The sequence below is a fragment of the Roseibium sp. HPY-6 genome, from assembly GCF_040530035.1.
Taxonomy (GTDB): domain Bacteria; phylum Pseudomonadota; class Alphaproteobacteria; order Rhizobiales; family Stappiaceae; genus Roseibium.
This window is the reverse complement of the sequence record NZ_JBEWCD010000002.1, coordinates 400,030-424,924: the sequence shown is the minus strand read 5'-3', so window position 1 is coordinate 424,924 and position 24,895 is coordinate 400,030. Positions and strand designations below refer to the sequence as shown.

At 57.8% G+C, this 24,895-nt stretch carries 20 protein-coding genes; 5 read left to right on the top strand and 15 right to left on the bottom strand.

The window, feature by feature from the left end:
- The first annotated feature begins 73 nt into the window (after positions 1-73).
- From ABVF61_RS13365 to ABVF61_RS13345, 5 genes are all read left to right on the top strand, one after another.
- A complete protein-coding gene (locus tag ABVF61_RS13365) occupies positions 74-1,321 on the top strand; it encodes an ArsB/NhaD family transporter (protein ID WP_353994046.1) in 1,248 nt (415 codons plus the stop codon).
- Between the two features lie 151 nt (positions 1,322-1,472).
- On the top strand, positions 1,473-2,459 hold the full coding sequence (gene sppA / locus ABVF61_RS13360; RefSeq protein ID WP_353994045.1) for a signal peptide peptidase SppA: 987 nt from the start codon (positions 1,473-1,475) through the stop codon (positions 2,457-2,459).
- Between the two features lie 15 nt (positions 2,460-2,474).
- Positions 2,475-2,774 (top strand): integration host factor subunit beta, encoded by a 300-nt coding sequence (gene ihfB / locus ABVF61_RS13355; RefSeq protein WP_299476276.1) that lies wholly within the window; start codon positions 2,475-2,477, stop codon positions 2,772-2,774.
- A 63-nt stretch (positions 2,775-2,837) separates the two neighbouring features.
- Positions 2,838-3,203, top strand: coding sequence for a LapA family protein (locus tag ABVF61_RS13350; protein ID WP_353994044.1), 366 nt, complete (start codon positions 2,838-2,840; stop codon positions 3,201-3,203).
- 13 nt (positions 3,204-3,216) lie between these two features.
- Complete coding sequence (locus tag ABVF61_RS13345) at positions 3,217-4,125, top strand: ornithine cyclodeaminase (protein WP_353994043.1); 909 nt, start codon at positions 3,217-3,219, stop codon at positions 4,123-4,125.
- 296 nt (positions 4,126-4,421) lie between these two features.
- Here ABVF61_RS13345 and ABVF61_RS13340 read toward each other — a convergent pair whose 3' ends face one another.
- The 15 genes from ABVF61_RS13340 to ABVF61_RS13270 form a co-directional block, all read right to left on the bottom strand.
- A complete protein-coding gene (locus ABVF61_RS13340) occupies positions 4,422-4,808 on the bottom strand; it encodes a VOC family protein (protein WP_353994042.1) in 387 nt (128 codons plus the stop codon).
- An 87-nt stretch (positions 4,809-4,895) separates the two neighbouring features.
- Positions 4,896-5,507, bottom strand: a complete 612-nt coding sequence (locus ABVF61_RS13335) for a trimeric intracellular cation channel family protein (RefSeq protein WP_353994041.1) — start codon at positions 5,505-5,507, stop codon at positions 4,896-4,898.
- A gap of 77 nt (positions 5,508-5,584) precedes the next feature.
- Entirely contained in the window at positions 5,585-6,223 is a 639-nt protein-coding gene (gene grpE / locus ABVF61_RS13330; protein WP_353994040.1) for a nucleotide exchange factor GrpE, read from the bottom strand.
- Between the two features lie 143 nt (positions 6,224-6,366).
- Positions 6,367-6,687 carry a thioredoxin gene (gene trxA / locus ABVF61_RS13325; protein WP_353994039.1) on the bottom strand — a complete coding sequence of 107 codons (321 nt, stop codon included), beginning with the start codon at positions 6,685-6,687 and terminating at the stop codon, positions 6,367-6,369.
- Between the two features lie 85 nt (positions 6,688-6,772).
- Positions 6,773-10,312 carry a double-strand break repair helicase AddA gene (addA, locus tag ABVF61_RS13320; protein WP_502949964.1) on the bottom strand — a complete coding sequence of 1,180 codons (3,540 nt, stop codon included), beginning with the start codon at positions 10,310-10,312 and terminating at the stop codon, positions 6,773-6,775.
- Positions 10,282-13,419, bottom strand: a complete 3,138-nt coding sequence (gene addB, locus ABVF61_RS13315; protein WP_353994037.1) for a double-strand break repair protein AddB — start codon at positions 13,417-13,419, stop codon at positions 10,282-10,284. The genes addA and addB overlap by 31 nt, the downstream gene beginning before the upstream one ends.
- Positions 13,420-13,694: 275 nt before the next feature.
- Positions 13,695-14,396 (bottom strand): nucleotidyltransferase family protein, encoded by a 702-nt coding sequence (locus ABVF61_RS13310; protein ID WP_353994036.1) that lies wholly within the window; start codon positions 14,394-14,396, stop codon positions 13,695-13,697.
- Between the two features lie 75 nt (positions 14,397-14,471).
- The gene (gene tsaE, locus ABVF61_RS13305) at positions 14,472-15,998 is read right to left on the bottom strand and encodes a tRNA (adenosine(37)-N6)-threonylcarbamoyltransferase complex ATPase subunit type 1 TsaE (RefSeq protein WP_353994035.1); all 1,527 of its coding nucleotides are present in this window, start codon (positions 15,996-15,998) and stop codon (positions 14,472-14,474) included.
- Positions 15,999-16,010: 12 nt separating this feature from the next.
- Positions 16,011-18,437, bottom strand: coding sequence for a PAS domain-containing sensor histidine kinase (locus tag ABVF61_RS13300; protein WP_353994034.1), 2,427 nt, complete (start codon positions 18,435-18,437; stop codon positions 16,011-16,013).
- Positions 18,438-18,764: 327 nt separating this feature from the next.
- Positions 18,765-20,153, bottom strand: a complete 1,389-nt coding sequence (gene ahcY / locus ABVF61_RS13295) for an adenosylhomocysteinase (protein ID WP_353994033.1) — start codon at positions 20,151-20,153, stop codon at positions 18,765-18,767.
- Between the two features lie 212 nt (positions 20,154-20,365).
- Positions 20,366-21,676, bottom strand: coding sequence for a class I SAM-dependent methyltransferase (locus ABVF61_RS13290; protein ID WP_353994032.1), 1,311 nt, complete (start codon positions 21,674-21,676; stop codon positions 20,366-20,368).
- 101 nt (positions 21,677-21,777) lie between these two features.
- Entirely contained in the window at positions 21,778-22,062 is a 285-nt protein-coding gene (locus ABVF61_RS13285) for an HPr family phosphocarrier protein (protein ID WP_353994031.1), read from the bottom strand.
- 8 nt (positions 22,063-22,070) lie between these two features.
- On the bottom strand, positions 22,071-22,475 hold the full coding sequence (locus ABVF61_RS13280) for a PTS sugar transporter subunit IIA (protein ID WP_353994030.1): 405 nt from the start codon (positions 22,473-22,475) through the stop codon (positions 22,071-22,073).
- Positions 22,476-22,593: 118 nt separating this feature from the next.
- Complete coding sequence (locus tag ABVF61_RS13275) at positions 22,594-23,061, bottom strand: HPr kinase/phosphorylase (protein WP_353994029.1); 468 nt, start codon at positions 23,059-23,061, stop codon at positions 22,594-22,596.
- Entirely contained in the window at positions 23,058-24,875 is a 1,818-nt protein-coding gene (locus ABVF61_RS13270) for a sensor histidine kinase (RefSeq protein ID WP_353994028.1), read from the bottom strand. The genes ABVF61_RS13275 and ABVF61_RS13270 overlap by 4 nt, the downstream gene beginning before the upstream one ends.
- Between the last annotated feature and the right edge of the window lie 20 nt (positions 24,876-24,895).

The following is a 24,895-nucleotide window of genomic DNA, read 5'->3' as shown; positions in this document are numbered from 1 at the left end:
GAATTCGGATTTTAATGCGCCTTAAAATAGAATAACAATGTCTTTCAACAGAATTTGCGTGAGAACTGATTAGATGCCTTTAAGTCTAATTGTATCTATATTTGTTTTTTTCATGATTGCGATCAGACAATGGCTGCCAGATTGGCTTAAAATCTGGATGATTATGACAATAGGCGCCGTATTTCTGCTGATTACTGGAAATATTTCACCTACGGAAGCTTTAAACGCAATCGACTGGAACGTCATCGCCTATTTGTTTGGTGTATTTGCCATCTCTCATGCCCTTTTCGCGTCCGGTATTTCTTTGAAGGTAAGCAACTGGATCTGTGCCGAAAACCGGTCTATTCCGCAAATCCTGTTGTTCTTTATCTTGTTTGTGACTGCCGTTTCAGCAGTGCTGACGAACGATGCCGCGGCAGCCATCGGGACACCCATTGCGATTGCGATTGCCGCCAGCCTGGGCATTTCGGCAGCCCTGCCGCTGATTGCTCTTTGTGTCTCGGTTACAGTCGGCAGCATGTTTTCACCGGTGGGGAACCCTCAGAATCTGCTGATTGTCGCAGACGGGCATTTCAACAATCCGGTCGGGGTTTTTCTGGAATGGCTCGCCGTTCCAGGCCTGATCTCGCTGGCCTTTACGCTCCTCTGGTTCTGGTATTGTTTTTCGAAAACGCCGAAGGGAGACGCACCGGAACATGTCGCGCCAGACGAACAGACGAGCCGCCGCTGGCCAGCTTTGCTTGCCACCGCGCTTTTGTGCGTTCTTGTCATTACGGACAGCGTTGCCCATGAAAGCGATTGGCTGCCCGATCTGCCGCTCGGTGCACTCAGCCTGATTGCGGCGGTTCCCCTCTTTCTGTTTTCCTCAAACCGGCTTCAGCTGGTCAAAGAGGTCGACTGGCATACGCTGATATTCTTCGTGGCGATGTTCATCGTGACCGGGGCGGTGCTGAAATCCGGTGCGCTGCAGGAATGGCTCAGCCCCTGGCATGATCAGCTTGGAGAACCTTTGCTGGTCACTTCCATCGCATTTTTCGGCAGTCAGGTGTTCTCAAACGTTCCGCTCGTGGAGATCTATCTGAACCTGCTGGAGGGCCACGACACACCTACACTGATGTTGCTGTCCGGAATTTCGACACTCGCCGGAAATCTCTTCATCCTGAGTGCGGCCAGCAACGTGATCATTGTTCAGCAGAGCGAAAAACACGGTGTCACGCCGTTTCAGTTCTGGCAGTTCACGCGTTACGTCTTGCCGGTCACTGTCGTTTCCTTGGCTGTCTGTTACGCCTGGGTTGCTTTCCTGGTCTCGATTTCAGAATGAGTTTGGGACCTGTTGGCGCCACTTTTTCCGGCTGCCTGCCCTAATCTGCCGCAATCTGATGCCAAAGTCGGATAAGCGATTGCAATTTTCCCAACACTCACCCTATGTAGGTTATTGGTTTTCATAAGATCTTGATCGGAGCGACCTGTTCATGCCTGTAGACGTTGACGCGCTGGTGGATAGACGAAGATTGCGGCGTAAAGTGACTTTCTGGCGTGCAGCGACGTTTTTGGTAATTGCGGCAGCTCTCATTGCCGGACTGGCCTATGCGTCCGGTGTCTCCGGGCTCTCCAAACGCTCTGCCCACATTGCGCGCATCCCCGTCGAAGGAGTGATTGTCGAGAACCGCAAGACGCTCAAGATGATCGAGAAGATCGCCAAGGCGGACGCGGTCAAAGGCGTCGTCATCTCCATCAATTCACCAGGCGGCAGCACCACGGGCGGCGAAGCGCTTTATCAGGCCTTGCGGGAACTGGCCGAGAAAAAGCCGGTCGTCGCCGAAATCCGTACGGTGGGAACCTCGGCTGGCTACATGGTGGCTCTCGCCTCCGATCACATCGTCGCCCGCTACAACACCATCACCGGTTCAATCGGTGTCCTGTTCCAGTTCGGTAATCTTGAGAAGCTGCTGGAGACGGTTGGTGTTCAGATGGAAGCGGTTAAAAGCGCACCTCTCAAGGCTGAGCCGGACTTTTATTCCGCGACCACGCCTCAGGCGCGCGCGATGCTGCAATCTCTCGTGAACGATTCCTACAACTGGTTTGTCGGACTGGTTGCCGAGCGGCGCCAGCTCGAACCAGCAACAGCACGCGAACTCGCCAACGGGCGCATCCTGACAGGGCACAGCGCGCTGGAAAACAAGCTCATAGATGCAATTGGGGGGGAGGATACCGCCGTTGCATGGCTGGAGACGGAAAAGGGCGTTGCCAAGGACCTGCCGGTCGTCACATGGACGACAAACGAAAACCTTGAAGAGCTGCCGTTTTCGTCCCGTGTTTCCCGGGAATTGGGAAAAGGTATCGGATCAGCTGTCATAAACCCGCTAAATGACGCTAAGGGGCTGATTCCTCGAGGCCTTACGCTTGACGGGCTCGTATCCGTTTGGCAGGCTTCTGACGCGGCAGAACAAAAACCGTAAGCGAGGGGGCTCTCCATGATCAAATCTGAGCTGGTTCAGCATATCGCAGAACAGAATCCGCATCTCTACCAGCGAGACGTCGAGAACATTGTCAATGCGATCCTGGATGAGATTACCGAGGCCCTGATGCGCGGGGACCGGGTTGAATTGCGCGGTTTCGGTGCATTTTCCGTGAAGAACCGGCCTGCACGTGTCGGGCGCAATCCCCGTACCGGCCAGAAGGTGGAAGTGGATGAGAAACACGTTCCCTTCTTCAAAACCGGCAAAGAAATGCGTATACGTCTGAACGATGGTGTCGATCACGGCGACGACTGACAAGAGGTCGCCCGTTCGCCTGTCCAAAATCGAATTTTGACCTGAAACCGCCGGGAGAGCGCAGTGACCCGTTTCATCAAGAATGTGATCCTATTCGCAATCGCGGTGGTTCTGGTTCCTCTTTCCGTCGCCAACAGGCATACGGTCAATCTCTCCCTCAATCCATTCGATCCCCAGGATCCGCGGTTGACGATCACCGATATCCCGCTTTTCTGGGTGATCTTTGCGAGCCTCGCCGTCGGCATTGTCGTTGGCGGTCTGGGCGCCTGGGCCAAGCAGGGGCGCTGGCGCAAGGAAGCACGTCTGAAGCGCCGGGAAGCTGACATGTGGCACAAAGAAGCCGATCAGCTGCGTGAAATGACCAGCGCAACCCAACCGGCCGCGAACACCAAGGGACTGCCGGGACCGGACAAGCGTTCGGCAGCCTAGGCGCAAATCGCGCATGCGGATTATCTCCAGCGACGAGATTGATGCCTGTCTGGAAGACAGGGACGTTCTTGAAACGCTCCGCCGCGCTTACCGGTCGAACACCGTTGCTCCTACGTGCCCTGATTACGACATAACCCGGCTGAAAGGCCTGTCAGGCAATCTTGCCGTGCAACCGGCATGGACAGACTTTTCCGCCCAGAATGACGTGGAACGCGGATATGTCGGCTGCAGTCTGGCGCTCGACCTGCCCGAAAACGGAGGTGTCTCGTCGAACCTCTATATTCTTTTCTCCGGAACCGGCGCACAGCCAATCGCCCTGATCGACGGAATGCGTCTGGGAACATGGCGCATGGCGGGCACGCATGCGTTGGCGATGTCTTATCTGGCGCGTGAGGACACATCGCGGCTTCTGGTGATCGGCAACAATCCGCGTCTTCCCAGGGTGCTCGCCGCCTATGCCACCGCGCGTAACCTGACGTCGGTCCTTTTCGCTGGCACCTCAAAGGAGGTGCGGAAGAAGGCCGCAGCGCAACCTGCACTTTCCAATGTGCATCTTGGCGAGACGACAGAAATCCATGCTGCTCAGGAAGGTGCCGACATGATCTGTATTGCCGGTCCGGACATCAACACCGGCACGTTTCACGCGCTGACATATCTTGATCCCGCCGCCGGTTGTCACGTCGACATTCTCGATACAACAGCAAGTCTTTCCTCAGAGCTTCTGGAAGACGTGCGCCTCTTCACGTCAGACTTGTCAGACCCGCCGCGAGCCGAGCTCGAATGGGCCGCCGACCTGTCGGAGCTTGCCCGGGGAAACAAGGCCGGTCGCCGGTATTACGGGCAGAGGACCCTTTTCTATCCGAGCAAGAGAACCGGGCTCACGGATTTTACACTTGCCGCACACATTTTTTTGAGAACCTGAGATCTGGATATTGCCCCCTGTGACACCACATTTGGTTGCAGCAGGGGGAGTATTCCGGACTGTCACCTCTTTACCGACTGGCAACAAAAGCCGGGGAGAGCAGCAGTTCAAAGTGATCGTTTTGCAAAGGAGCAGGACATGCTGAGGACACTTGCCTATTCGGCAAGCCTACCAGCAATATCGATTGGTCTGATTTTTTACGTGTCAGCCACATCGGGGCTGGTCTACTAGGCCAAACAGAAGCCGGTTCCGCAAGGAACCGGCTTTGTTTGTTTGAATGCGGGTTCTTGCGCGCATCAGGTCGCCATTTCGGACGGTGTCATCCATCCCTGCACAGCTCCACCGACATCCTTTAATATAGCAATCCGTCCGATGCCCGGCACGTCGAACGGTGGTCGCATCACCTCACCGCCGTGGGCAACGGCAAGTTCGAGACGCTCGTCGACGTTGTCGACAGCGATGTAAGACATCCAGTGCTCGGGAACACCGTCGAAATGGGAGCCTTCCATGGCAAAGAAGCCCGCGACCGGATTTTCGCCGAGACTTGCCAAGACATAAACTCCGCCGCCGTCCATCGGCATCTCAGAAAATGTCCAGCCGAGGCAATTTTCGTAAAACGCCCGGGCTTTTACCGTGTCCCGGGTCATCAGTTCATTCCAGTAGAATACTCCGTGTTCAACCATTGCGACCTCCACGCCTTACCAGTCTGTCCGGACCACGTTATCGTCATCGACCACGCAACGCCACGCCAAGCCTGAAACCAAGCCGCTTCAGTTTCCAGCCTTGTTCCCATAGCCCGGCAGTGTCCATCCCCGCAGGATTGCGCCGCCTCGCAGAACGAGTGCGATCGTTGCGGCAACAAGCGCTGCAAGAATTTGCGGCGTGCCCAGAAGGCTCAGGCACACAAAGCTGCCGGCACCGGCAAAAGCCGCGCTGACGTAGATTTCGGGTTTGATGATGGCAGATGGTTCTCGGGCGATCGTGTCGCGAATGACCCCACCGAATGTGGCTGTTGCAACCCCCATCAGGATTGCAACGAGTGTCGTGTCACCCACCGACATTGCCTTTGCGGCGCCCATGACCGAATAAGCCGAGATGCCGACCGCGTCCGCCCATCGCAAGGGTTTGCCCAGCCGTTCAATCCGATCCGCAAACACCCAGACACTCACGGAAACGATAAGGCACACCAAAAGATATGTCTCGTTTTCCACCCAGAAAACCGGGACTCCCAGCAGCAGATCTCTCAAGGTTCCACCACCGATGCCGGTGACTGTTGCAAAAAACAAAAGTGCGATGAAATCCAGCTGTTTTCGGGAGGCGACGATACCACCGGTCACCGCGAAGACGGCAACGCCCAGATAATCCAGCAACTGCAACAGCATCGGTTACTCCAACAAAAAAGCCGCTTCCGTCATATGCCGGAAGCGGCTTTCAAGAAGAAATTCGAAACAGGCGCGCGTCAAGCGCTCTTGTCGGCCGTCTGGCCAGCGTCACCGTTTTCCGGGGCCTGCGGCGCCGGTGCCTCCTTCGGCCCGCCCTTGGAAACGCCGACCATGGCCGGGCGCAGTACGCGTTCGCCAATCACATAGCCCGCCTGAACAACCTGGACGACCGTGTTGTTCGGCACCTCGGTGTTCGGAACCTCAAACATTGCCTGGTGGAAATTCGGGTCAAACTTCTGTCCTTCGGGCTCCAGCTTCCGCACACCGTTCTTTTCGAGCTGGTTGAGCAAATCACGCTCGATCATTTCAACACCCTCGATCAGGGCCGCAATACCGGCATCCGCGTTCTTGCGGTCTTCGTCCGGCAGGGCGTCGAGCGCACGGCGCAGGTTGTCAGAGACCGTGAGCATGTCGCGCGCAAATCCAGAGACTGCGTATTGACGTGCGTCCTTGACTTCCTTTTCCGTGCGCCGCCGCAGATTTTCCATCTCGGCCATCGCACGCAAGGCGCGGTCCTTAAATTCAGCGTTTTCCGCTTTCAGAACGTCGATCGGATCGACTGCTGCTTCAACCGCTTCAGGTCCTGCCGCCGCAGCGTCGGCCCCGGGCGCTGCATCCGTTGGCTGTTCTTCCGGGGTGTTGTTCTCGTCACTCATGAATGTTCCGTTCGGCTCAAACTCTTTGCGGTTGCTTATACGACCGGCAGCAGAGATTTCAAAGCAAATCGGCGGACAAGCCGTTGCCTGTCCGCCGGATGCGTTCCTATTGTCCGCAGCCGGGCAGCCGCTGAATAATCTGATTAGATGGCGCTCTTGATCCAGTCGGACAATTTGCCTTTGGGCGCGGCGCCAACCTGGGTCGCCATCGGCTCACCATCCTTGAAGAGGATCAGCATCGGGATCGACCGGACACCGTATTTCATAGCCATGTCCTGGTTTTCATCGATGTTGAGCTTGGTGATTTTCACCGTGCCGTCCATCTCTTCAGAGATTTCTTCCAGGGCGGGTGCAATCATTTTACAAGGGCCGCACCATTCAGCCCAGAAATCGACCACAACGGGGCCTTCGGATTTCAGGACCTCTGATTCAAAGGACGCGTCGGTAACTTGGGTGGTTGCCATATCTAGATCTCGTGGTTCGAAAGCACGCGCCCACACGATGTAAGCGCATCAGTTGGGCCGAAGGTAGGTAGCAGGGCGTCTCTCGTCAAGCTGAAGTGCCGTCCGGTTTCAGCGAGGTCAGCGTCTGATCCAGGATATTGGCGGGAATTTCCATCAATGCGGGCCGAGCCGTCCACAAAAGGTAAGCCGAGACAGGGCGATCCGGATAAATCTGAGAAAGCAATTCCCTGTAAACACAAAGCTGTGCGCGGTATTCGAGCGGTACAGCATCCACCATTGCCGGCGGACGGGCGTTGGTCTTGTAATCCACAATCACAACCCGTTCATTGGTGACAACCAGGCGGTCAATTTGTCCGGAGACCTCAACTTGAGTGCCGTCGCTCGCGCGAATCGTTCCGACAAGCGAAACTTCGGCCTGCGATGTGTCATCAAATAGCGGTGCAAATTCGCCAGCTTGAAGGATCGACGAAATCTCGTCCAGCAACACAGTCCTTTTTGCAGAAAACTCGGGCTTGAGAACCTGGTTCAAAAATCTGTCCGCCGCGCTGTGTCTTTCCTCTTCGGGAACACCCGGCAAAAGCTCAAGAAGCCTGTGTATCAGCCGCCCTCTCTCGAGCGGCCAGGACTGCGGCTGGCTTTGTGCCTGAAGCCTGGTAACAGCGGAAACGGAAACGATGCCGTCCTTTTCCTCCATGTCTTCAAACGCTTTGGAAGGTTGCAGCCGTTTGATCTTCGGCAAGGGTACAACCTGTTCCTTGAGCCAGTCCGGAGTTTCCGAAAATGCCGGTTCCCTGGCAGGTTCGCTCCGCGCCTCTTTCGGGCGAGTATCGCTCTCCAGCGCCTCTGCTGACTTTTGCCAGCGCCACCCGATCACATTCCCGGACAGGTCTTTTCTCTCACGTGCCTCCGGCTTCAGCGCCCGGGCAACAAGCGCATACCAGCAGTCTTCGTGCGCCCCGCGTTTCGGCTCCCAGCCACAGACGACCAGGCGGTCTTCAGCGCGCGTAAGCGCAACATAAAGCAAGCGCCTGTATTCCTCAGCCTGGGTATCGCGAAGTTTCTCGATCGCCTCTTCGTGCCATGGTGTCCGATCGGCTTTAGGTGGCAACCAGATGAGCGCTGGCGGCAGCAGTTCGTTATCCATACGCAGCCGCGGCAAAAATGCGGGATCGTGGATCGCGGATACGGGCGCAGCGCCCGGGTCCACCAGGAAAACGGTCTTGGCCTCAAGTCCTTTGGAGCCATGTACCGTCATGATCCGGACCATGCCCTTGGTGTTGGTCAATTCCCGTTTGATTTCCGTCGGTGCAGCCGCCATCCATGCCAGAAATCCTTCCAGGCCCGGCGTTCCGGCCTGTTCGTAGGCAATAGTGAGTGCCAGAAACTCGTCAAGGACGTCATCGACCTCAACACCGAGCCGGGCATGAAACGCCTTGCGGCCACCATCCGCGCCCAACAATCGTGCATAGAATTCGTATGGCGGGACAAAGTCGGCGCGCGCACGCCAGTCCTCAAAACGATTCCGGACGGCCTGCCACATTTCAGATGTCTCGGAGCGTTTGACGAGCATCTGCCACAGCGTGCCCGGACGCAGCTGCGCAGCACTTTCCCGTGCGACTTCCAGCAGGTTCTCATCGGTGAGATTGAAAAGCGGGCTTTTCAGAACCGCCGCCAGGGACAGATCGTCTTCCGGTAAGAGCAGGAAGCGCCCGAGCGCGGCAAGATCCTGCACCGCTATGTGCTCGGTCAAAACAAGGCGGTCGCTGCCAGCTGCCGGAATACCGCGTTCCTTGAGTTCCCTGTTCAACGCTTCCACGAACGGCCCGCGCTTGCGCACGAGGATCATGACATCGCCCGGGTCAGCTTCGCCGGTTCGCATCCAGTCGGCAATCTGTGATGCAATGCGCCCTGCGACCGTCAGCATCGGACTGCCCGAGCCGACGTGGTCTACCGGTAGCCGCCAGTCATCGGGTTCTTCGATCTCGGCTTCTGCTTCGAGAGGCCATATGTCGACGATGCCCGGATCACGCCGGATCGCTTCGTGGACCGGCGCGGCCGTTTCCTGTGCCAGTCCACGATGTGCCGATACATCCTGAAAAACCGTGTCTACAGCTCCGAGGACATCCGGCGTCGAGCGGAAGGACAATTGAAGATTGACTGAATGAAACTCCTGGTCCGCCGCTTCCGCCTGTTTTGAAAAAGCGCGCCGCATGGCATCGAAATAGGCCGGCACTGCCCCTTGAAAGGAGTAGATCGACTGCTTTTCGTCGCCAACGGCAAAGAGCGTTCGTGTTCTGTCGCCCGCCCCGTCACCGACAAAGAACTCCGATGCGAGCGATGTCACGACGTCCCACTGTCGAGGGCTCGTGTCCTGGGCCTCATCGACCAGAATATGATCAAGTCCCTGGTCGAGCTTGTACTGCACCCATTGCGCCGCGTCTGATTTTTGCAGGAGTGTTGCCGTCTTTACGACAAGGTCCTCAAAATCCAGAAAACCGCGGCCTGTCTTGGCTTTTTCATAATGACGGATCACAGCGTCAGCGAGCCGCAACAAAGACGACGTCCCCTCGAACGTTGCTATTTTCCGGCGCATGAACAGCAAGTCCAGCAGGCGGGCCTGTTCTCCGGTCAGAGCTTCGATCATGTCTGGAAAGTCCGCCGCAACTTTCTTGGTCGCAAGAGACTTTCTGGGTTCAAGCTTTGACGTCAGAAAGACTGCCAGCCAGGCGTCCCGAAACGTGCCCGGGTCCTGGTGCCGGACGGCACTCACCAGAGAATCCGCGCGGGCCAGATCGGTCTTGCTGCCGTTTTTCAGAGCCTCGGCGTAGCTCAGGCATTGGTTCAGGTCGAATGGACATTCGGCCCGGAAGCGCTCGTCAAAGCTCACGAGCCGGTCCGTTGGAGATACCTCCAGCAAACCGGCAAGATCTGTGAGCGCGTTATCCAGACCGCCGGCATCGACGGTCCATCGGCGGAAGGAATCCCTGTTCTGGATCAGTTCCTCAAGGGCTTTTTGCGCGCTCGCGTCGCTCATCAGACCGAGCACGGACGAAAGCGCCGCCCCCAGAGAGCTTCCTGGTTCGACTTCAGCCCTGTGCAACACGGTTGCGTGTGCTTCAGCCATCAGCTCTGCGGCAATCCGGTCGTCAAGGACGGAAAAATGCCCCGCAACATTGGCTTCCAAGGGGAACTGATGGAGAAGCGCTTCGCAGAACCCGTGGATGGTCTGGATTTTCAACCCCCCGGGGGTTTCAAGTGCACGCGCGAAGAGCCGTCTGGCCAATGCAAGCCGTGCGCTGTCCGGCGTCCGGCCCTCGATCTCGCGCAGCTCTGCCGTCAGGGCTTCGTCCTCCATGGTGACCCAGTCACCAAGGATCCGGAACACCCGTGTTGCCATTTCCGCGGCCGCAGCCTTGGTGAAGGTCAATGCGAGAATCCGGCCAGGATCCGTTCCATCAAGCAGAAGGCGCACAACACGGCGCGACAAGACAAATGTCTTGCCCGATCCCGCATTCGCGCTGACCCAGGCAGACGCGCGCGGGCGCGAGGCAAGATCCTGCCTTTTGCGGGTCAACTCGGGGATCTGGAAGCCGCTCACGCCGTATCCTCGCTTCCAAGCGACCATTCCTTGGTGCGCGCGAGATGGTCATAGTCGCCATCCATCACCCGTTCGCGCATCACGCGTGCCCGCGACAGATAGCCGGTATCCACTTTTGCGTAATGAGCGATCAACTGTTCGAGGCGCTGCCAGGCATCCTCGTTCAGGTCCTCCAGCGGCACGTCTTTCGGGTTGCGCAAAACTGGTTCGACGCTGTTCTTCAGTTGCAAATACAATAGTTCGCAAACACGTTCAGCAGCCGGGACATCCTTGAAACCATAACGATTGATCATGGCCGCTTCGAGCGGCAACTGCGGCGATAGCAACGCGTCGACCTGTTTCTGAGAGGGCACCTGACCGGTCTTATAGTCAATGACTGAAAGGCCGCCTTCTTTCAGGACATCAATGCGATCCGCGCGTCCGCGCAGCCGGAACTCAAAGCCTGGCAACCTGAGATCCACACCTCCACCAATTTCAAGGAACCTCCTGTCGACGGTCTTGGAACGTTCGTCCTCAAAGGCTACAAAATCGGCTGCGACTTTTTGAAATCTCGGCCACCAGAGCGCCCGGATTGCCGGAAACGCGTCGAGTGGTCGAAAAAGGTCTTCACCGATCCGGATCAGGGCCTCAACGGCGGTCTTGTCAAACGGCCCGCTCCAGGTCGAAAGAAATAGCGCCAGCGCATCGTGGATCAGATTTCCCTTGTCGGCAGCGCCTGGCTCGCCGCCGATCGGGTCGACAGGCTGAAGGTCCAGTACATGGCGGGCGAATATTGCATAAGGATCCCGGATCAGCCTCTCTATTTCCGTGATGGAAAGCGACTTCGGCCGAGCCTCAAGAGGTGGCGCGGGTTTTGGCCTTGCAGCTGATTTGATTGCCCCACCCGGACGATCCAGCCCTGACGCCAATCTGGAATAGATGTTTCCGCGCTGTTCCATCGCCCCGGTGACTTCCGGTCCGGCTAATGTGGTCAGCCTCTGCAGCCAGCGCGATGCGACCGTCGGTGCTCCGTCAGTGCGTCCGGCGCGCGAAAGCAGGATACGTTTTGCTCCCATGCCCTGCGCAAAATCGTGGGCGGCTGCACCCAGGCGTCGCTCAGGCGGTTCCAACCCGATGTCCTGCTTCATTGGCCGGTTCAACCAAGGGTCATTGCGGGTGCGCTGAGGCCAGACGCCCTCGTTCAGTCCGCCAAGAATGACGAAGTCGAAGCTCTGCAGTCGCGCTTCCATCGGGCCAAGTATTTGAACACGCTGATCACCCGGCAGCCGGCGGCGTACTGCCTGTCCTGCCATCAGTGCGGGAAGCACGGTTGGCCATTCGGCAGGCGGAAATTCCAGGCCGCCGCTTTCCGCCTCCAGGAGATCGCCGAGAAACTGCGCAAGCGCCTCCCCGGCCTCGCCGGCAAAGAGCTCGGCAGAGCTGCCGGTCTCATCGGTCGCGACAGCCTGAATGACTTCCAGATGTCGACGGGCAAGTTCCGTGACCGACACCGGATCGGCGTGACCCGCGAGGTCCTCGAGCGGTGCAAGGGCTGTTGCGAGCCGATCGACAAGATCGCCGACGACGTCCCAATCCGCCTCATGAACCTTTTTCCAGCGCGGTATGTGGGCTTTACCGATCTCCCGATGCGAAGCTTCGACCGCCGCCCGCAACCCGTCCGTTCCCGGAACGGCGCGAGGCCCGCGAACGACACCCCGTTCGAGCGCCCGGGCGGCTGACCGGATTTCCTTGTAAGGCAAGCCAAGCCGGGCAAGCGGATGCTTAAGTAACGCGAGAAGGTCAATCGGCTCGCATCCGTTTAGCGCGAGCTTTGCCGCCAGTAGCGACAGAACCGCAGGCGCGGTCTGATCGAGTGGACGACCGGCGCTGTCATCTACCTGTATGTTCCAGCGTGACAGCTCCGCCGCCACGCGACGGGTCAGAAGCCTGTCGGGTGAGATCAAGGCGGCAAGTTCCTGGCGTTCGATTGCCTCGCGAAGCGCAACGGAAAGGCTCAATGCTTCATCTGCCTCGTTACGTGCCACAAGGATGCCGACGTCCTTCAAGGCATCGCTGCGCTCGTCAATGCCAGTTTCACGCAGATAGCCGGTCCAGCCATCCGATGTGTCCGCCGGGCGGAGGGCCTCAGACACCAGTTTTTCTCTTTGCAGTGCTTCCCGGGTGAGGTTCTGGCCAAGGCCGGTTACATCCGCTCTGGTAACGCTCAGCCGGTCCAGCAATTGCTTGAGCGAATATTGCGGATGTGACGGCAACGCCGACACCCGTTTCTTGCCCGGCACACCTTTTCCCGGTTCGCGGGCGTGCTGCTGACCGATCGAAGCCCAGGATCTTTCGTCGAGATGCTGATCGACACCGGGCAACACGATTACGCCTCTTTCCAGCCCTGCGACCACCTTCAACAGTTCTGATGTCGCCGGAACAGAGCCTGTAACACCTGCTACGATGACCGGGTCGCGGGGTGCAGCGTTCGAAAGACGCTGCGCCTCCCTGCGGATCAAGGCGGATCTACGTGCCTTTGGATCCATCCGCCCGCTCTCGACCAAATGAGCGGGCCAGGCTTCCTGAACGATTTTCAGAAAGTCCAGAGTGATCTGCCAGTACCGCGCAAAATCGTCCGGGACCAGGGTCGACAACTGCGTCCAGTCCGCTTCCTCGGTTTCTATTTCGTCCATCAACGACAAAAGATCGGCGGCAAGCCAAGCCGCGTCGGCCGTTGATGCCGGGACCCCCAACGGTTCATCCAGTCGCAGATCAAGCGCTTCGCGCCTGAGTGTTCCCTTCCAGGCCTTGACGAGCCGCGTCATAGCCAGATGACGTTCCAGAAACGGCATTGACGGCGGAAGCGGTTCCAGATCAGCTTCCCCGGAAAGGCTCTGAACATCTTCGTCCGCGTCGCCCACCGGCCTGATCGCCGGCAGAAGGACCGGCTTGCCGCCGAATTTTTTCTGAAACACCCGAGGCAAGAGACGTGCTGAGCGCCGGGTCGGCAGATAGAGAGTAACCGTCGGCAGTAAATGCGGCTCTGCAAGAGGACAGAACCCCGGGATAAGAGAACCTTCGACGAGCGCATCAACGAGTGTTTCGAGGAACGGAACAGAGGGCGAGATGGAGAAAAGACGCGCTCGTTCAGTCATGACCTGGCTCTAGGGTACGGACCCATAAATGAGGTTGATTTGGTTTGGATCGTTTTGGCCAGATGAAAGGAGCGAAAGCGCAGGAAATGTGGTTCATTTTCAAGCCTTTCGCGACGCGGCAGGTGGCCAAAACGGCCAAATCCGAAGGACGGCAAAATGGCTTTACCTCGCCGCGTCAGCGTGCTTGACCGGGCACAAAGCCCGCTCTTCGCACGTTTCCTCGCGAGAATTCGCCATTTCTGCCGCCAAATCAGCCTCATTTATGGGTCCGTACCCTAGGCCGCGCTTTCGCGCACAGCATATTCCGCTGCCCGGATAGCATCGGGCGTCCCGATATGAAGCCACAGGCCTTCCATCTGAACACCGAAAAGCCGTCCGGCCTCAATCGCCCTGTCGAAGAGAATATTCATCGAGAAGGGGCCCTCCGGGGCGCCGTCGAAAAACCGGGGATGCAGGATCGCCGCGCCTGCATAAGCGAACGGTGACACGCTCTTTTCCAGCCGTCTCGTCAGGCTGCCGTCTCTTGCCATTTCAAAGTCGCCCCTGCCGGAATAACCGACGGATTTGACAGTCTCAGCGACCAGGAGCAAGGCGTCCATCCGCGTTTCGTCCCAGGCATCGATCATGTGTTCCAGATTGGGCTTTACGCCCTCGATCCAATAACAGGTATCGGCGTTCAGCTGGAAGAACGGTTCATCACCGAGCAGCGGCAGCGCCTTCTTGATACCGCCGCCGGTCTCCAGGAGCTGCTCGCGTTCATCAGAGATCAGGATATCCATGTCCTGGCGACGGCGTACATGGACTTCGACGAGGTCGGCCAGATAGTGAACGTTGACAACGCAGGTGTTCACGCCTGCGGCAACGAGCCGGTCCATGCCATGATCAATCAGCGCCTGGCCGTTGACTTCAATCAGCGGCTTCGGCGTGGTGGCCGTCAGTGGCCGCATCCTTTTGCCGAGGCCTGCGGCCAGGATCATTGCTTTGCTCGGGCGAAACCGCTCTTGTTTCATCTTTTCACTCGAATATTGTTCCCGGCGACGACACAACGGCATCTATTTCCGGAAACGTCCGTACCAGTCTTTCAAATCCGACATGCCCGGCCTGTCAAGGACCCGGTCGAGATAGGCCTGCATGCGCGGCAAATGGCCGAGATAAGCCGGCTTGTTGTCGCGGCGCGCAAGTCGAACGAATATGCCGAGGATCTTTGACACCCGCTGCGCAGCCATCACCGAATAGGCCCTTGAAAAGCTGTCCCTGTCAAACCCGGAAGACTGCTTTTCCATTCCTGAGACATAGGCATCATAAAGACCGGCTTCCAGTTCCGGACTCATTTCCGTGCGGGCGTCGAGAAGCAGAGAGGCAACGTCATAGGCGACAGGGCCGATGACAGTGTCCTGCAGGTCGATCAGGCCGATCCTGTCCGTCCCGATCGCGCCGCACTGCCACAACAGGTTCGGCGAATGGAAATCCCTCAGAACCCAACCTTGCTGAGCGCCGGCAATGCCTTCCAGACTGTTCTGCCAAAGAAGTTCAAACTCGCGACGCAGCTCCGCATCGACCGCTATTTCGCAAAATTCGGGGACATACCAGTCCAGGAACAGCGAGGCTTCGGCAATCAGAGCCTCGCTGGAATAATCAGGGAGCGTATATCTTCCACCATCAGCATGGGGAACCGTGCGCGGCCAGGTTTGGCTGTGCATTTTCACCAGAATGTCGACCGCAATGCGATAGCGTTCGGGCTCGGGAAGACCGTCAACAACAATGGTCTCATCGCCGAGGTCCTCCGAAAGAACCAGACCTTTTTCCAGATCTGCCGCAAAAACCTGCGGTGCGCGGATTCCATGGCGGCGCAATTCAGAACCGATTGCCAGAACGGACCTGCAGTCTTGTGCCAGATGAACTCGGGACATGTAGTCGCGAACTGCGTCAGAGACGGCGTCCTTTGAAAACGGCCAGCGCATCAAGACTGATTTGCCGCTTTCGCCGGTCACGGTTTCAAACGTGCGCAAAGAGGCGTCGCCAGCGAGAAAACGCCGCTCTGCCGCGGCGAGGCCCGCCCCTTTCAAAAAGTCGCGGACTTCGATGGTCTGCCCGATCCGCTGCTCCCACTCGGGATCCGTTGAGTAGAAGGCAAATCGTCGCCGTTCCCCGTTGTCACCGTCTTCGCTTATCTGGATCCACAACGCGTTTGGTGGCAACAGGTCTTCAGCAAGCTCGGGCCACTCGATGAGTGCAGCACCGGTTTCAAGGAGGTCATGGAGACCGAGTTCCTCGAGCTCTTCCGGCTCCTCCAGCCGATAGAGATCGAAATGGGACAAATCGAAACGTGGCAATTCGTAGAGCTGGACGAGTGTGAATGTCGGGCTGGGGACCTCCAAATCCGGGTCGTCGGCGAAAGATCTGATCAGCGCGCGCGCGAAGGTGGATTTGCCCGCTCCGAGATCACCGGAGAGGCAAACGACGTCGCCAGAACCCAGGATCATGGCGATATCGCCCGCAAACCGACGTGTTTCGGCTTCGTCCAAAGCTTCCAGTTCAAGGAATGTTGCAGGGAGTCGCCGCAGCCGCTGTTGTGCCATGGGCTGTCCTATTTATTCGGCGGCGACCTGATCAGCCAGTTCCGGGCGCGACGGGAAAACGCAGGTAACCGTTGTCCCCTTGCCTTCTGCCGATTGAATATCGACCGTCCCGCCATGCAGTTCGACAAAGCTTTTCACAATCGCAAGACCTAGCCCGGCACCCTGGCGCCGACTGCCCGTGTCATGTCCGACGAAGCGGTTGAATACCTGAGTCAGGATCTCGGCAGGAATACCATAGCCGTGATCCTGGACAACGAATGTGACCGTGTCATCGTCCCGATTGCAGCTCACGTCGACGACGCCGTTTTCTTCCGAATACCGAACAGCGTTGGCGATCAGATTGAAGAGGACCTGGCGCAGCCGCCGTTCATCGGCGACGATCACGCCGATATCGTCCGGAACGTGCGTTCTGAGGCTGATCTTTGCCTCTGCTATCCGGTCTTTCAAGCCTTCAACGGCTGCTGACACAGTCGAGGCGACGTCGACCTCACCAAGATCCAGCTCCATGATGCCCGCATCAAGCGTGGCAAGATCCAGGATGTCGTTGATGATTGCCAGCAGGGCGGAAGAAGACGACTGAATGTAATCGGCGTATTCGCTCTGCTTCTCGCTGAGGTCGCCGAATTTCGGATCGGCCAGAAGCTGCGCAAAGCCGATTATATTGGTCAGCGGCGAGCGCAATTCATACGAAACATGCTGGATGAACGCGTTCTTGATCTGATCGGCCTGCTGCAAAGCCTCGTTTTTTTCAAGCAGGGCACGTTCGACATTCACACTGTCGGTCACGTCAACAAATGTCACCAGCGTGCCGCCATCGGGCAACGGCACGGTTGCGTAGTCGAGGACATCACCGTTGCGGCGCTCCAGCCGGCTGACCTTGTGGGTGCGATTGTCGAGCAGTCCGGTGACGTTGCCGACAAGCTGCTTCCAAGCCTCTTCCTCAATCTCGCTGAGCGTACAGGCTGACACGACCTCATTTACATGCGGCAGCTCAGCGAGCTTGTCTTCCTCAAGCTTCCAGATTTGCCCAAAAGCCGGGTTCCAGAGCCGCAGGCGGCCGTCAGAGCCAAACACCGCCACGGCTTCCGACAGATTGTCGAGGGTCTCTCCCTGGACGCGCGCCAAGGCGTTGTAGCGGCTTTCCAGATCCAGCCGTTCCGTGAAGTTCTCGTAGATATACGTCACGCCACCTTGCGGGTGCGGGTTCGCGATCACGCGCAGCGTGCGCCCATCAGGCAGGTGCCACCAGTTTTCGCGCGCTTCCAGCGATTGATAGCTTTCCAGCATCTTGTTTCGCCAGACGCGGTAATCGGCCTGTTCCGGCAGTTTGCGTGCGGCGCGCAGCGCATCGAGAACCGCGCCGTCTTCAGGGTGGCTTTCCAGAAGCGATTCGTCCAGATCCCACAATTGACGGAACGCGGCATTGTAGAACTGCAACTTCCTGTCACTGCCGTAGATCGCCACCGCGGCCGCCAGCTGATCGAGCGTCCGCCCGTGATATTCTTCCGCCCGGCCGAGTTCCTTCTTGGCCTGCTCCAGATCACTGATGTCAACGGCAATGCCGGCACCACCGACACTCGCGTTGACATCCGTGACTTCAAAAACCCTGCGCTCTCCGGAGGCAACAATCGGAATGCGCGCGCTGAAACGGCCATCTTCCGTGCGCTGCACGGCCATCGCCGTGCGCGCAGCGGCGTCAAGGAAGGTCGCTTTTTCCTGAACCGCGCGTTCTGCATCGTGCATTTCAACGGCTTCTGCATAGGCCGCGTTGGCCCAGATCAGGTTGCCTTCCGCATCCCGCTGCCAGGCAGGTGCCGGCATGGCATCCAGCAATGAATGCAGCATGTGGAGTTCACCGGACAATCCGGCATTGCGCGCAGCAAGTTCCGCCTGCATTTGCCGCTCGCCCGTCAGGTCGCGCAAACGCAGAACGACGGCACCACCTGTTGTGCGCCCCAGCGCCTCTACATAGGTGCCCGTCCGTGTCTTCAACGTCGCGGAAAAAGCTTCGCCAGACCGGAACAGCATATCGAGATGCCGCTCCAGATCGCCTGCGCATTTGGTCGTCAGCCAGCTGCCGAATGCAAGGAGCTGTGCAGGCGGACGTGGCACACCCGACTTTTCGGGCAAAATCCCCCAGATCTGGGGAACGGCTCCGTTGCCGGTCCACACGATCACCCGTTGCTCATCGGTGTTGAGCATCGCCTCAAGACGGTCGACCCGAAATTTCAGGTCGCTCTTTTCCTTTTCAAGGGCGGCAGTGACTTGAGCAGATTGTTTGCGATGCCTGACAAGCGAAACGGCGACGGTGACCGCGAAGGCACACATGCCACCCACCGCGCCCACGAGGATCATGGCTCCCGGGTTGATCGCCGCAGATGTATCGGCAAGCATGTCGGCTGCAGCAGGAGACGTCAAAAATCCGTATCCCGCCAGCATGGTGCTGCCAAGCTTTACGTTTTTCAGACTCCGACCTCGCCACGCCGCGCTGAATCGCACGCCGTTTCTGCCGCCTTTCGGCATATTCTGATCCCCTTACGCCGCTAGTCCCGCTGTGCGGGTGCAGCCCCCGGTTTGTGGGAGCAAATCAAAGACATCCGCCTCCTGGCCTCTGATTCGCTTAAACCATAACCTTTTTGAGAATCACGCAGAAGAGTCCGTGACTGAAAAGTTAACAGAACCCTTAAAACTGAAGGGTTCTGCATTTTTTTGTTCACATGGTCGAATCGAGGCCATTACCACATGTAGTAGCCCCATACCTGTGAATCAGTATTTGTAGTGTTCCGACTTGAACGGACCGACCTTATTAATCCCCAGATAATCAGATTGATCGTCCGTGAGTTCGGTCAACGTGACGCCCAGTTTTTCAAGGTGAAGACGGGCAACTTTCTCGTCCAAATGCTTCGGCAGAACATAGACCTCGTTCTTGTACTGATCGCCCTTGGTGTAGAGTTCGATCTGCGCCAGAACCTGGTTCGTGAAGCTCGCCGACATCACAAAGCTCGGGTGACCGGTTGCGTTGCCGAGGTTTACCAGGCGCCCCTGCGACAGGAGGATCATCCGTTTTCCGTCCGGGAACTCATACATGTCAACCTGATCCTTGACCGGGCGGCATTTTGTGTTCTTCAGAGCGGCGACCTGAATTTCGTTGTCGAAGTGGCCGATGTTACAGACGATCGCCATGTCCTTCATGCCACGCATATGGTCGAAGGTGATGATGTCCTTGTTGCCCGTCGCGGTGACGTAGATGTCTCCTTCAGGCAATGCCTGTTCGATGGTCTTGACCTCGAAACCGTCCATCGAAGCCTGCAACGCACAGATCGGATCGATCTCGGTCACGATCACGCGCGCTCCGGAACCGGCAAGCGATTGTGCAGAGCCTTTGCCGACATCGCCATAGCCACAAACAACGGCGACCTTGCCGGACATCATAACGTCCGTACCACGGCGGATACCGTCGACAAGCGACTCACGGCAGCCATAGCGATTGTCGAATTTCGACTTGGTGACACTGTCGTTGACGTTGATTGCCGGGAACGGCAGCTGGCCGTTCTTCTGCATTTCATAAAGACGCAGCACGCCGGTTGTCGTTTCTTCCGAAACGCCCTGGATCAGGTCCCGCTGTTTGGTGAACCAGCCCGGGTTGGATGCCATGCGCTTCTTGATCTGCGCGAAGAGGCATTCCTCTTCCTCGGACTTCGGGTTTTCAATCAGGCCGGTTTCGCCAGCTTCAACGCGCGCACCAAGAAGGATGTAGAGCGTCGCGTCGCCGCCATCGTCAAGGATCATGTTCGCGCCATCGGCGAAGTCGAAGATCTTGTCCGCGTAGTCCCAGTATTCTTCCAGCGTCTCGCCCTTCACGGCAAACACCGGAATACCTGCAGCTGCGATCGCGGCGGCTGCCTGATCCTGCGTGGAGAAGATGTTGCAGGACGCCCAGCGGACTTCCGCGCCCAGCGCGACCAGGGTTTCAATCAGCACGGCCGTTTGAATGGTCATGTGCAGTGAACCGGCGATACGTGCGCCTTTCAGCGGCTTTGCGTCGCCGAACTCAGCGCGGCAAGCCATCAGACCCGGCATTTCGTGTTCGGCGATTTCAATCTCGGTACGGCCCCAGTCTGCGAGCCCGATGTCTTTGACGATGTAGTCAGTCATGAGTTTGTCCTGCAATTGGATCCAGCTATCTACGCCGGCCTTGTGTGAGCAACCGCCTTCTCTGCCATCTGTAACGCGACATGGGTTGAGACGGACGCCAGCCGGTTTCCGGGTCATGCCGGAAGCCGTTGGGAGGGGTTATAGCGCTCGGCAGCACTTCTCGCAATAAAGATATAAAGAATTCTTTATATGATTTTTCAATTCGTGAATTTTCACCTGTAAAGGTCTTCTCTCGACGGAGGCAATCCCGAGGGGCCCTTGGTGCGGCGAGAGGCAACCGTTTGGAAAATTCCGATGGAGCCGCGCTCAAAACCGAGCGAGACGCCACACAGATAGGCGAGCCAGAGCCGGTACTTCTGCTCTCCAATGTCGGCGATTGCCGCTTCCTTGACCGCCATCAGGTTTTCGGCCCAGAGCTTCGTGGTCCGTGCATAGTGTTCGCGCCAGGCTTCGACATCGTGCACCTCAAAGCCGTGCGCTTCGAGGTTGGTCAGCGTCCAGCCAATATGATCGACCTCGCCGCCCGGGAAAATGTAGCGGACGAGCGCCTGGTACTCCGGCTTCTTCTGGCGAAACTTCTTGAGGTCCTTCTTGCCGCGTCTCGTGATCGCGTGATGCAGGTAGATCCCGCGCGGCTTCAACAGGCGATGCACGCTTTGAAAATAATTGTCGTAGTTGTCGAGACCGACCGCCTCGAACATGCCGATGGAGGAAATCTTGTCGAAACGCTCGCCCTTCATGTCGCGATAGTCGATGAGTTCCACCGAAACCTTGTCTTCCAGGCCGCGTTCGGCAATCCTTTCACGGGCGAGCTTCAATTGTTCCTCGGCAAGTGTCACACCAACTGCAGTTACGCCGTAATTCGCCGCTGCGTGGCAGATCAGGGCACCCCAGCCGCACCCGATATCAAGCATCCGGTCGCCGGGCTTGAGCCGCAACTTCCTGCAAATCATGTCGAGTTTGTCTTTCTGCGCGGTCGCCAGATCGTTGGACCAGTCCCGGAAATAGGCGCACGTATAGACCATCTCCGGGTCGAGGAAGAGCTTATAGAAGTCGTTCGAAACATCGTAGTGGAAGGCGATGTCGTCTTTCCGGCTTCCGGAGCTTCGGTCGGCGACCTTACCGGCATCCAGGCCGTCTTCCTGCTGCGGATCGCCTTTGTCCTTGGCCCCAAGCAACAACGGCACCGCGCTTTTCAGAATGAGGATCTTGTTGAGGCGCTTGCGCAATTCGCGGCTTTTGATCTTCGGCCTTTTTTCGGCGAACTCGAAGATCGTTCCACCGCGCGGGTCGATTTCCCCGGTCGAGTAGAGGTCGACAACAGTCTTGATGCGCGGGCTGCGCAGGAGTTTCGTCAAAGCCGTGGGAGCAAGCGCTATCCGAAGACCTTCGGCGTCCATATCCGCGGGCACGCGGGATCCGTCCCAAAGTTCGAAACCGAACTGCAGGTCAAGCACCTGATGAAGATGTGTCAAAACCGAACGTGCTGCAGAGATCGTCCGCTCACCGGAATGGCTCGTCATACTATTTCCCAAGATCTGCGGTGCGTGACCCGTGTTTCGATAGTTTCAAGCGACCGTAGATCGCACGTTCTCAGGTACATGAAAGGTCCGTTGCCGGACAGTCAATCCGTTTCGCCAAATCCGCTTTCAACAAGATCCGAGATTGCATCAAGCGCCGCCTCGGCATCCTCACCGCTGACGCAGACCCTGATGCAACATCCCGGGCTGGCGGCGAGCATCATCAATCCCATGATCGAGGTTCCGCCGACCGTCTGCCCGTCCTTCGAAACGTTCACGTCGGCTTCGAAAGTCTCGACGAGCTTTACCAGTTTTGCGGAGGCGCGCGCGTGAAGACCGCGGCGGTTTACAATTGTAAGGTCTTTTTCGAACAAATTCTGTGCTGTCATATTGGTTGTTAGTTTTGTCCCGACAGCACCTGGCTCGCAACCGAAATGTATTTCTGACCGGCTTGACGGGCTTCGTCGACCGCGTCGGCCAGTACCCTGTCCGCACGAACGCTGGCGAGCTTGATAAGCATCGGCAGGTTAACGCCTGCCACAACTTCAACAGACTTGCCGTCCATGACGGATATCGCGAGATTTGACGGCGTTCCGCCAAACATGTCGGTCAGCAGCACAACCCCATTTCCGGAATTCGCTGCTTCCACCGCGGACAGGATGTCCTGCCGTCTCTGCTCCATGTCATCATCTGGACCGATAGAGATTGTCTCGATCTGTTCCTGGGGACCGACAACATGCTCCAGCGCCGCCTTGAATTCCTCGGCGAGACGCCCATGGGTAACGAGTACTAGTCCGATCATTCGGTCTTCAGCCTGACTTTCATGTGCAAGTGGCTCTTTGCGGGAGCCGGGCTTTAGCAGTCTGATGCACTCTCTTCAACCGCTTAAGCAGTTGCAAGCAAAAAACGCCGTTTGTGTACTAAATGTAATCCGGCACTTTCGGGAACAGCGACCGCAGTCCCCAACGGATGAGCCTCACGGCAACGCCCGGGTTGTTGGCGGGGCAGACCAGCAACGGCACCTCAATGCTCTTCAGAACCTGCGATCCAAGTGCGTCTTGCGGCAAACGCTCCATTGTATCGAGTGGTTGTAGGTCGACAATCAGGTCTACTTTTGCGGCTGACAAGGCGGTCTGACGCACAATGCCGGAACCCCGGATTTCCATCAGGCCTTCGATTTGTTCCGGCGCGCGTGCGATGAGGAAACCTTGGTTCGCAGACAGAAAAACCCGATCGTCTGCAACCAGCACACCGAGGTTTCCCTTTGCCCTGGCAGCTTCTATCAGCGTGTCGGTCAGTTCAGACTTTCCACTTCCGGAAACGCCCCGGATGAGAATGCCGCGTGTTCCGACGAGGACGCAATTGCCGTGAAGCGTCTGCTCCGTCACTTCCCGCTCCCTGCGGGAAGATAGATCGTGAAGCGCGCGCCGCCAATCCGCGTGACGCCATCTTCACCTTGTTCCTGCCGGTTCGTGGCAGAGATCGTGCCGCCATGGGCCTCAATGATCTGTCTGGATATGGAAAGGCCCAGCCCGGAATTGTTGCCAAAACCCTCGCCGTCAGGGCGGTCCGTATAGAACCGCTCAAAAATGCGTTCCGTGTTCTCTGCCCGGATACCCTGTCCGTCGTCATCGACGATTATTCTTATGCTCCGGCCCTCTCGGGCGAGATCGATCCGCACGTTGCCTCCCGGGGGTGAAAAGGAGCGTGCATTATCGAGCAAATTGCTGATCACCTGACCAAGGCGGATATCGTGGCCCTGAACCCGATAGGGTTTTGGCCCCTGCGCATCCGCGACCGTCAGCTTCACTTTGGCTTCGTCGGCGCCCGTTCTCTGGTTCACCGCATCCGCCATGTTGCGGAGCAGTTCGGCAATATCAATCGTTTCGGACTGAATGCGCGCCAATTCAGCGTCCAGACGCGAGGCGTCGGATATGTCGCTGATCAGGCGATCCAGCCGGCGCACGTCGTGCTGGATCACTTCCATGAGCCGGTCCTGAGACGCTTTTGTCTTTGCAAGCGGCAAGGTTTCGACAGCACTTCTGAGCGATGTCAGCGGGTTCTTGAGCTCGTGTGCGACGTCCGCGGCGAATTTCTCGATGGCATCAATCTTGTTGTAGAGCGCGTTGGTCATTTCGCGGAACGCACGGGCGAGGTGGCCGATTTCGTCCTGGCGGTCCGAAAAGTCCGGAATTTCCTCGCGCGAATTCGATCCGCGTCGCACGCGATCGGCTGCCGCTGCCAGACGCCGGACAGGCCCGGCAATGGTTCCCGCCAAGAGAATGGACAGTAAGATCGTGACGGTCGCCGCGAACAGAAAGACGCGAATGATCGCAATCCTTTCAGCGCGCACAATCGCATCAATATCGCCGCCCTGTGTCGACAGCAGCAATGAGCCCAAAACGGCGCGGAACCGTTGGATCGGCACAGCGACCGAAACAATGAGCTCGCCGCGCTGCGAAATCCGGGTCACGCTGGCAGGCGATCCGGCAAGCGCTGCCTCGACTTCGGGATAGGCACGTCCATCGCCGCCGCCAACCTCCTGGTACAGCGGCAAATCCCCCTGCTGCAACCAACGTTTCGTCCATTGCCAGGCCGAATCCCAAAATCCGGTTTCCTGAGCTGTCGGTGGCGGCAGGTCGAAACGCAGGATCTGCGCGCTGGAATAAAGGTGTCGGGAATCGAGGATGAGGATCCCCTCGGGATCGTAAATCCGTGCCCTGGTTTTGGTTGGCGAAATCAGGCGCCTTAAAACAGGTCCGACGCGCTCCGGGTTGATTGGAAAGTCGAGGCTGTCCAGATCCTCGACCGTCGGCGTGATGCTCTCTCCGGCCTGGAGTTGCAGCAGTCTTTCAGGATCGACCGTAATGGTACCGGTGTCGACGGTTGCTGACGCGGCGATGGCGCCAGCGATAATCTCGCCCTGGGTCAGAAGGCTCTGCACACGCGCATCAATCAGACCGGCACGGAACTGATTGAGGTAGAGAATGCCGATCACAAGCGCGAGCAGGCCGACTAGGTTGATCGCAATAATCCGGCGCGTCAGGGAGGAAAGGACGTAGGTCCCGAAGATGCGCCCGAGCTGATTGACCAGACGGCGGCGAATTCGCTTGTTGCCGAGCCGGCGCAAACGGGAGCGGTCCGACCCGTTTACCGGATCAGCTTCGGCAATTCCCCCAGCACTTTCGGTTTCAACCGCCATCTAAACTTTGTCTCAATGGC

Bases quoted from the DNA above. Each gene is read 5' to 3' on its own strand.
- addA (WP_502949964.1), bottom strand. From the start codon at position 10,312: ATGGTCGCTTGGAAGCGAGGATACGGCGTGAGCGGCTTCCAGATCCCC.
- tsaE (WP_353994035.1), bottom strand. From the start codon at position 15,998: ATGGCACAACAGCGGCTGCGGCGACTCCCTGCAACATTCCTTGAACTG.
- ABVF61_RS13340 (WP_353994042.1), bottom strand. From the start codon at position 4,808: ATGGTTGAACACGGAGTATTCTACTGGAATGAACTGATGACCCGGGAC.
- ABVF61_RS13290 (WP_353994032.1), bottom strand. From the start codon at position 21,676: ATGACGAGCCATTCCGGTGAGCGGACGATCTCTGCAGCACGTTCGGTT.
- ABVF61_RS13280 (WP_353994030.1), bottom strand. From the start codon at position 22,475: ATGATCGGACTAGTACTCGTTACCCATGGGCGTCTCGCCGAGGAATTC.
- ahcY (WP_353994033.1), bottom strand. From the start codon at position 20,153: ATGACTGACTACATCGTCAAAGACATCGGGCTCGCAGACTGGGGCCGT.
- addB (WP_353994037.1), bottom strand. From the start codon at position 13,419: ATGACTGAACGAGCGCGTCTTTTCTCCATCTCGCCCTCTGTTCCGTTC.
- ABVF61_RS13335 (WP_353994041.1), bottom strand. From the start codon at position 5,507: ATGCTGTTGCAGTTGCTGGATTATCTGGGCGTTGCCGTCTTCGCGGTG.
- grpE (WP_353994040.1), bottom strand. From the start codon at position 6,223: ATGAGTGACGAGAACAACACCCCGGAAGAACAGCCAACGGATGCAGCG.
- ABVF61_RS13345 (WP_353994043.1), top strand. From the start codon at position 3,217: ATGCGGATTATCTCCAGCGACGAGATTGATGCCTGTCTGGAAGACAGG.
- ihfB (WP_299476276.1), top strand. From the start codon at position 2,475: ATGATCAAATCTGAGCTGGTTCAGCATATCGCAGAACAGAATCCGCAT.
- ABVF61_RS13310 (WP_353994036.1), bottom strand. From the start codon at position 14,396: ATGATCCTGGCCGCAGGCCTCGGCAAAAGGATGCGGCCACTGACGGCC.
- ABVF61_RS13270 (WP_353994028.1), bottom strand. From the start codon at position 24,875: ATGGCGGTTGAAACCGAAAGTGCTGGGGGAATTGCCGAAGCTGATCCG.
- sppA (WP_353994045.1), top strand. From the start codon at position 1,473: ATGCCTGTAGACGTTGACGCGCTGGTGGATAGACGAAGATTGCGGCGT.
- trxA (WP_353994039.1), bottom strand. From the start codon at position 6,687: ATGGCAACCACCCAAGTTACCGACGCGTCCTTTGAATCAGAGGTCCTG.
- ABVF61_RS13300 (WP_353994034.1), bottom strand. From the start codon at position 18,437: ATGCTGGCGGGATACGGATTTTTGACGTCTCCTGCTGCAGCCGACATG.
- ABVF61_RS13365 (WP_353994046.1), top strand. From the start codon at position 74: ATGCCTTTAAGTCTAATTGTATCTATATTTGTTTTTTTCATGATTGCG.
- ABVF61_RS13285 (WP_353994031.1), bottom strand. From the start codon at position 22,062: ATGACAGCACAGAATTTGTTCGAAAAAGACCTTACAATTGTAAACCGC.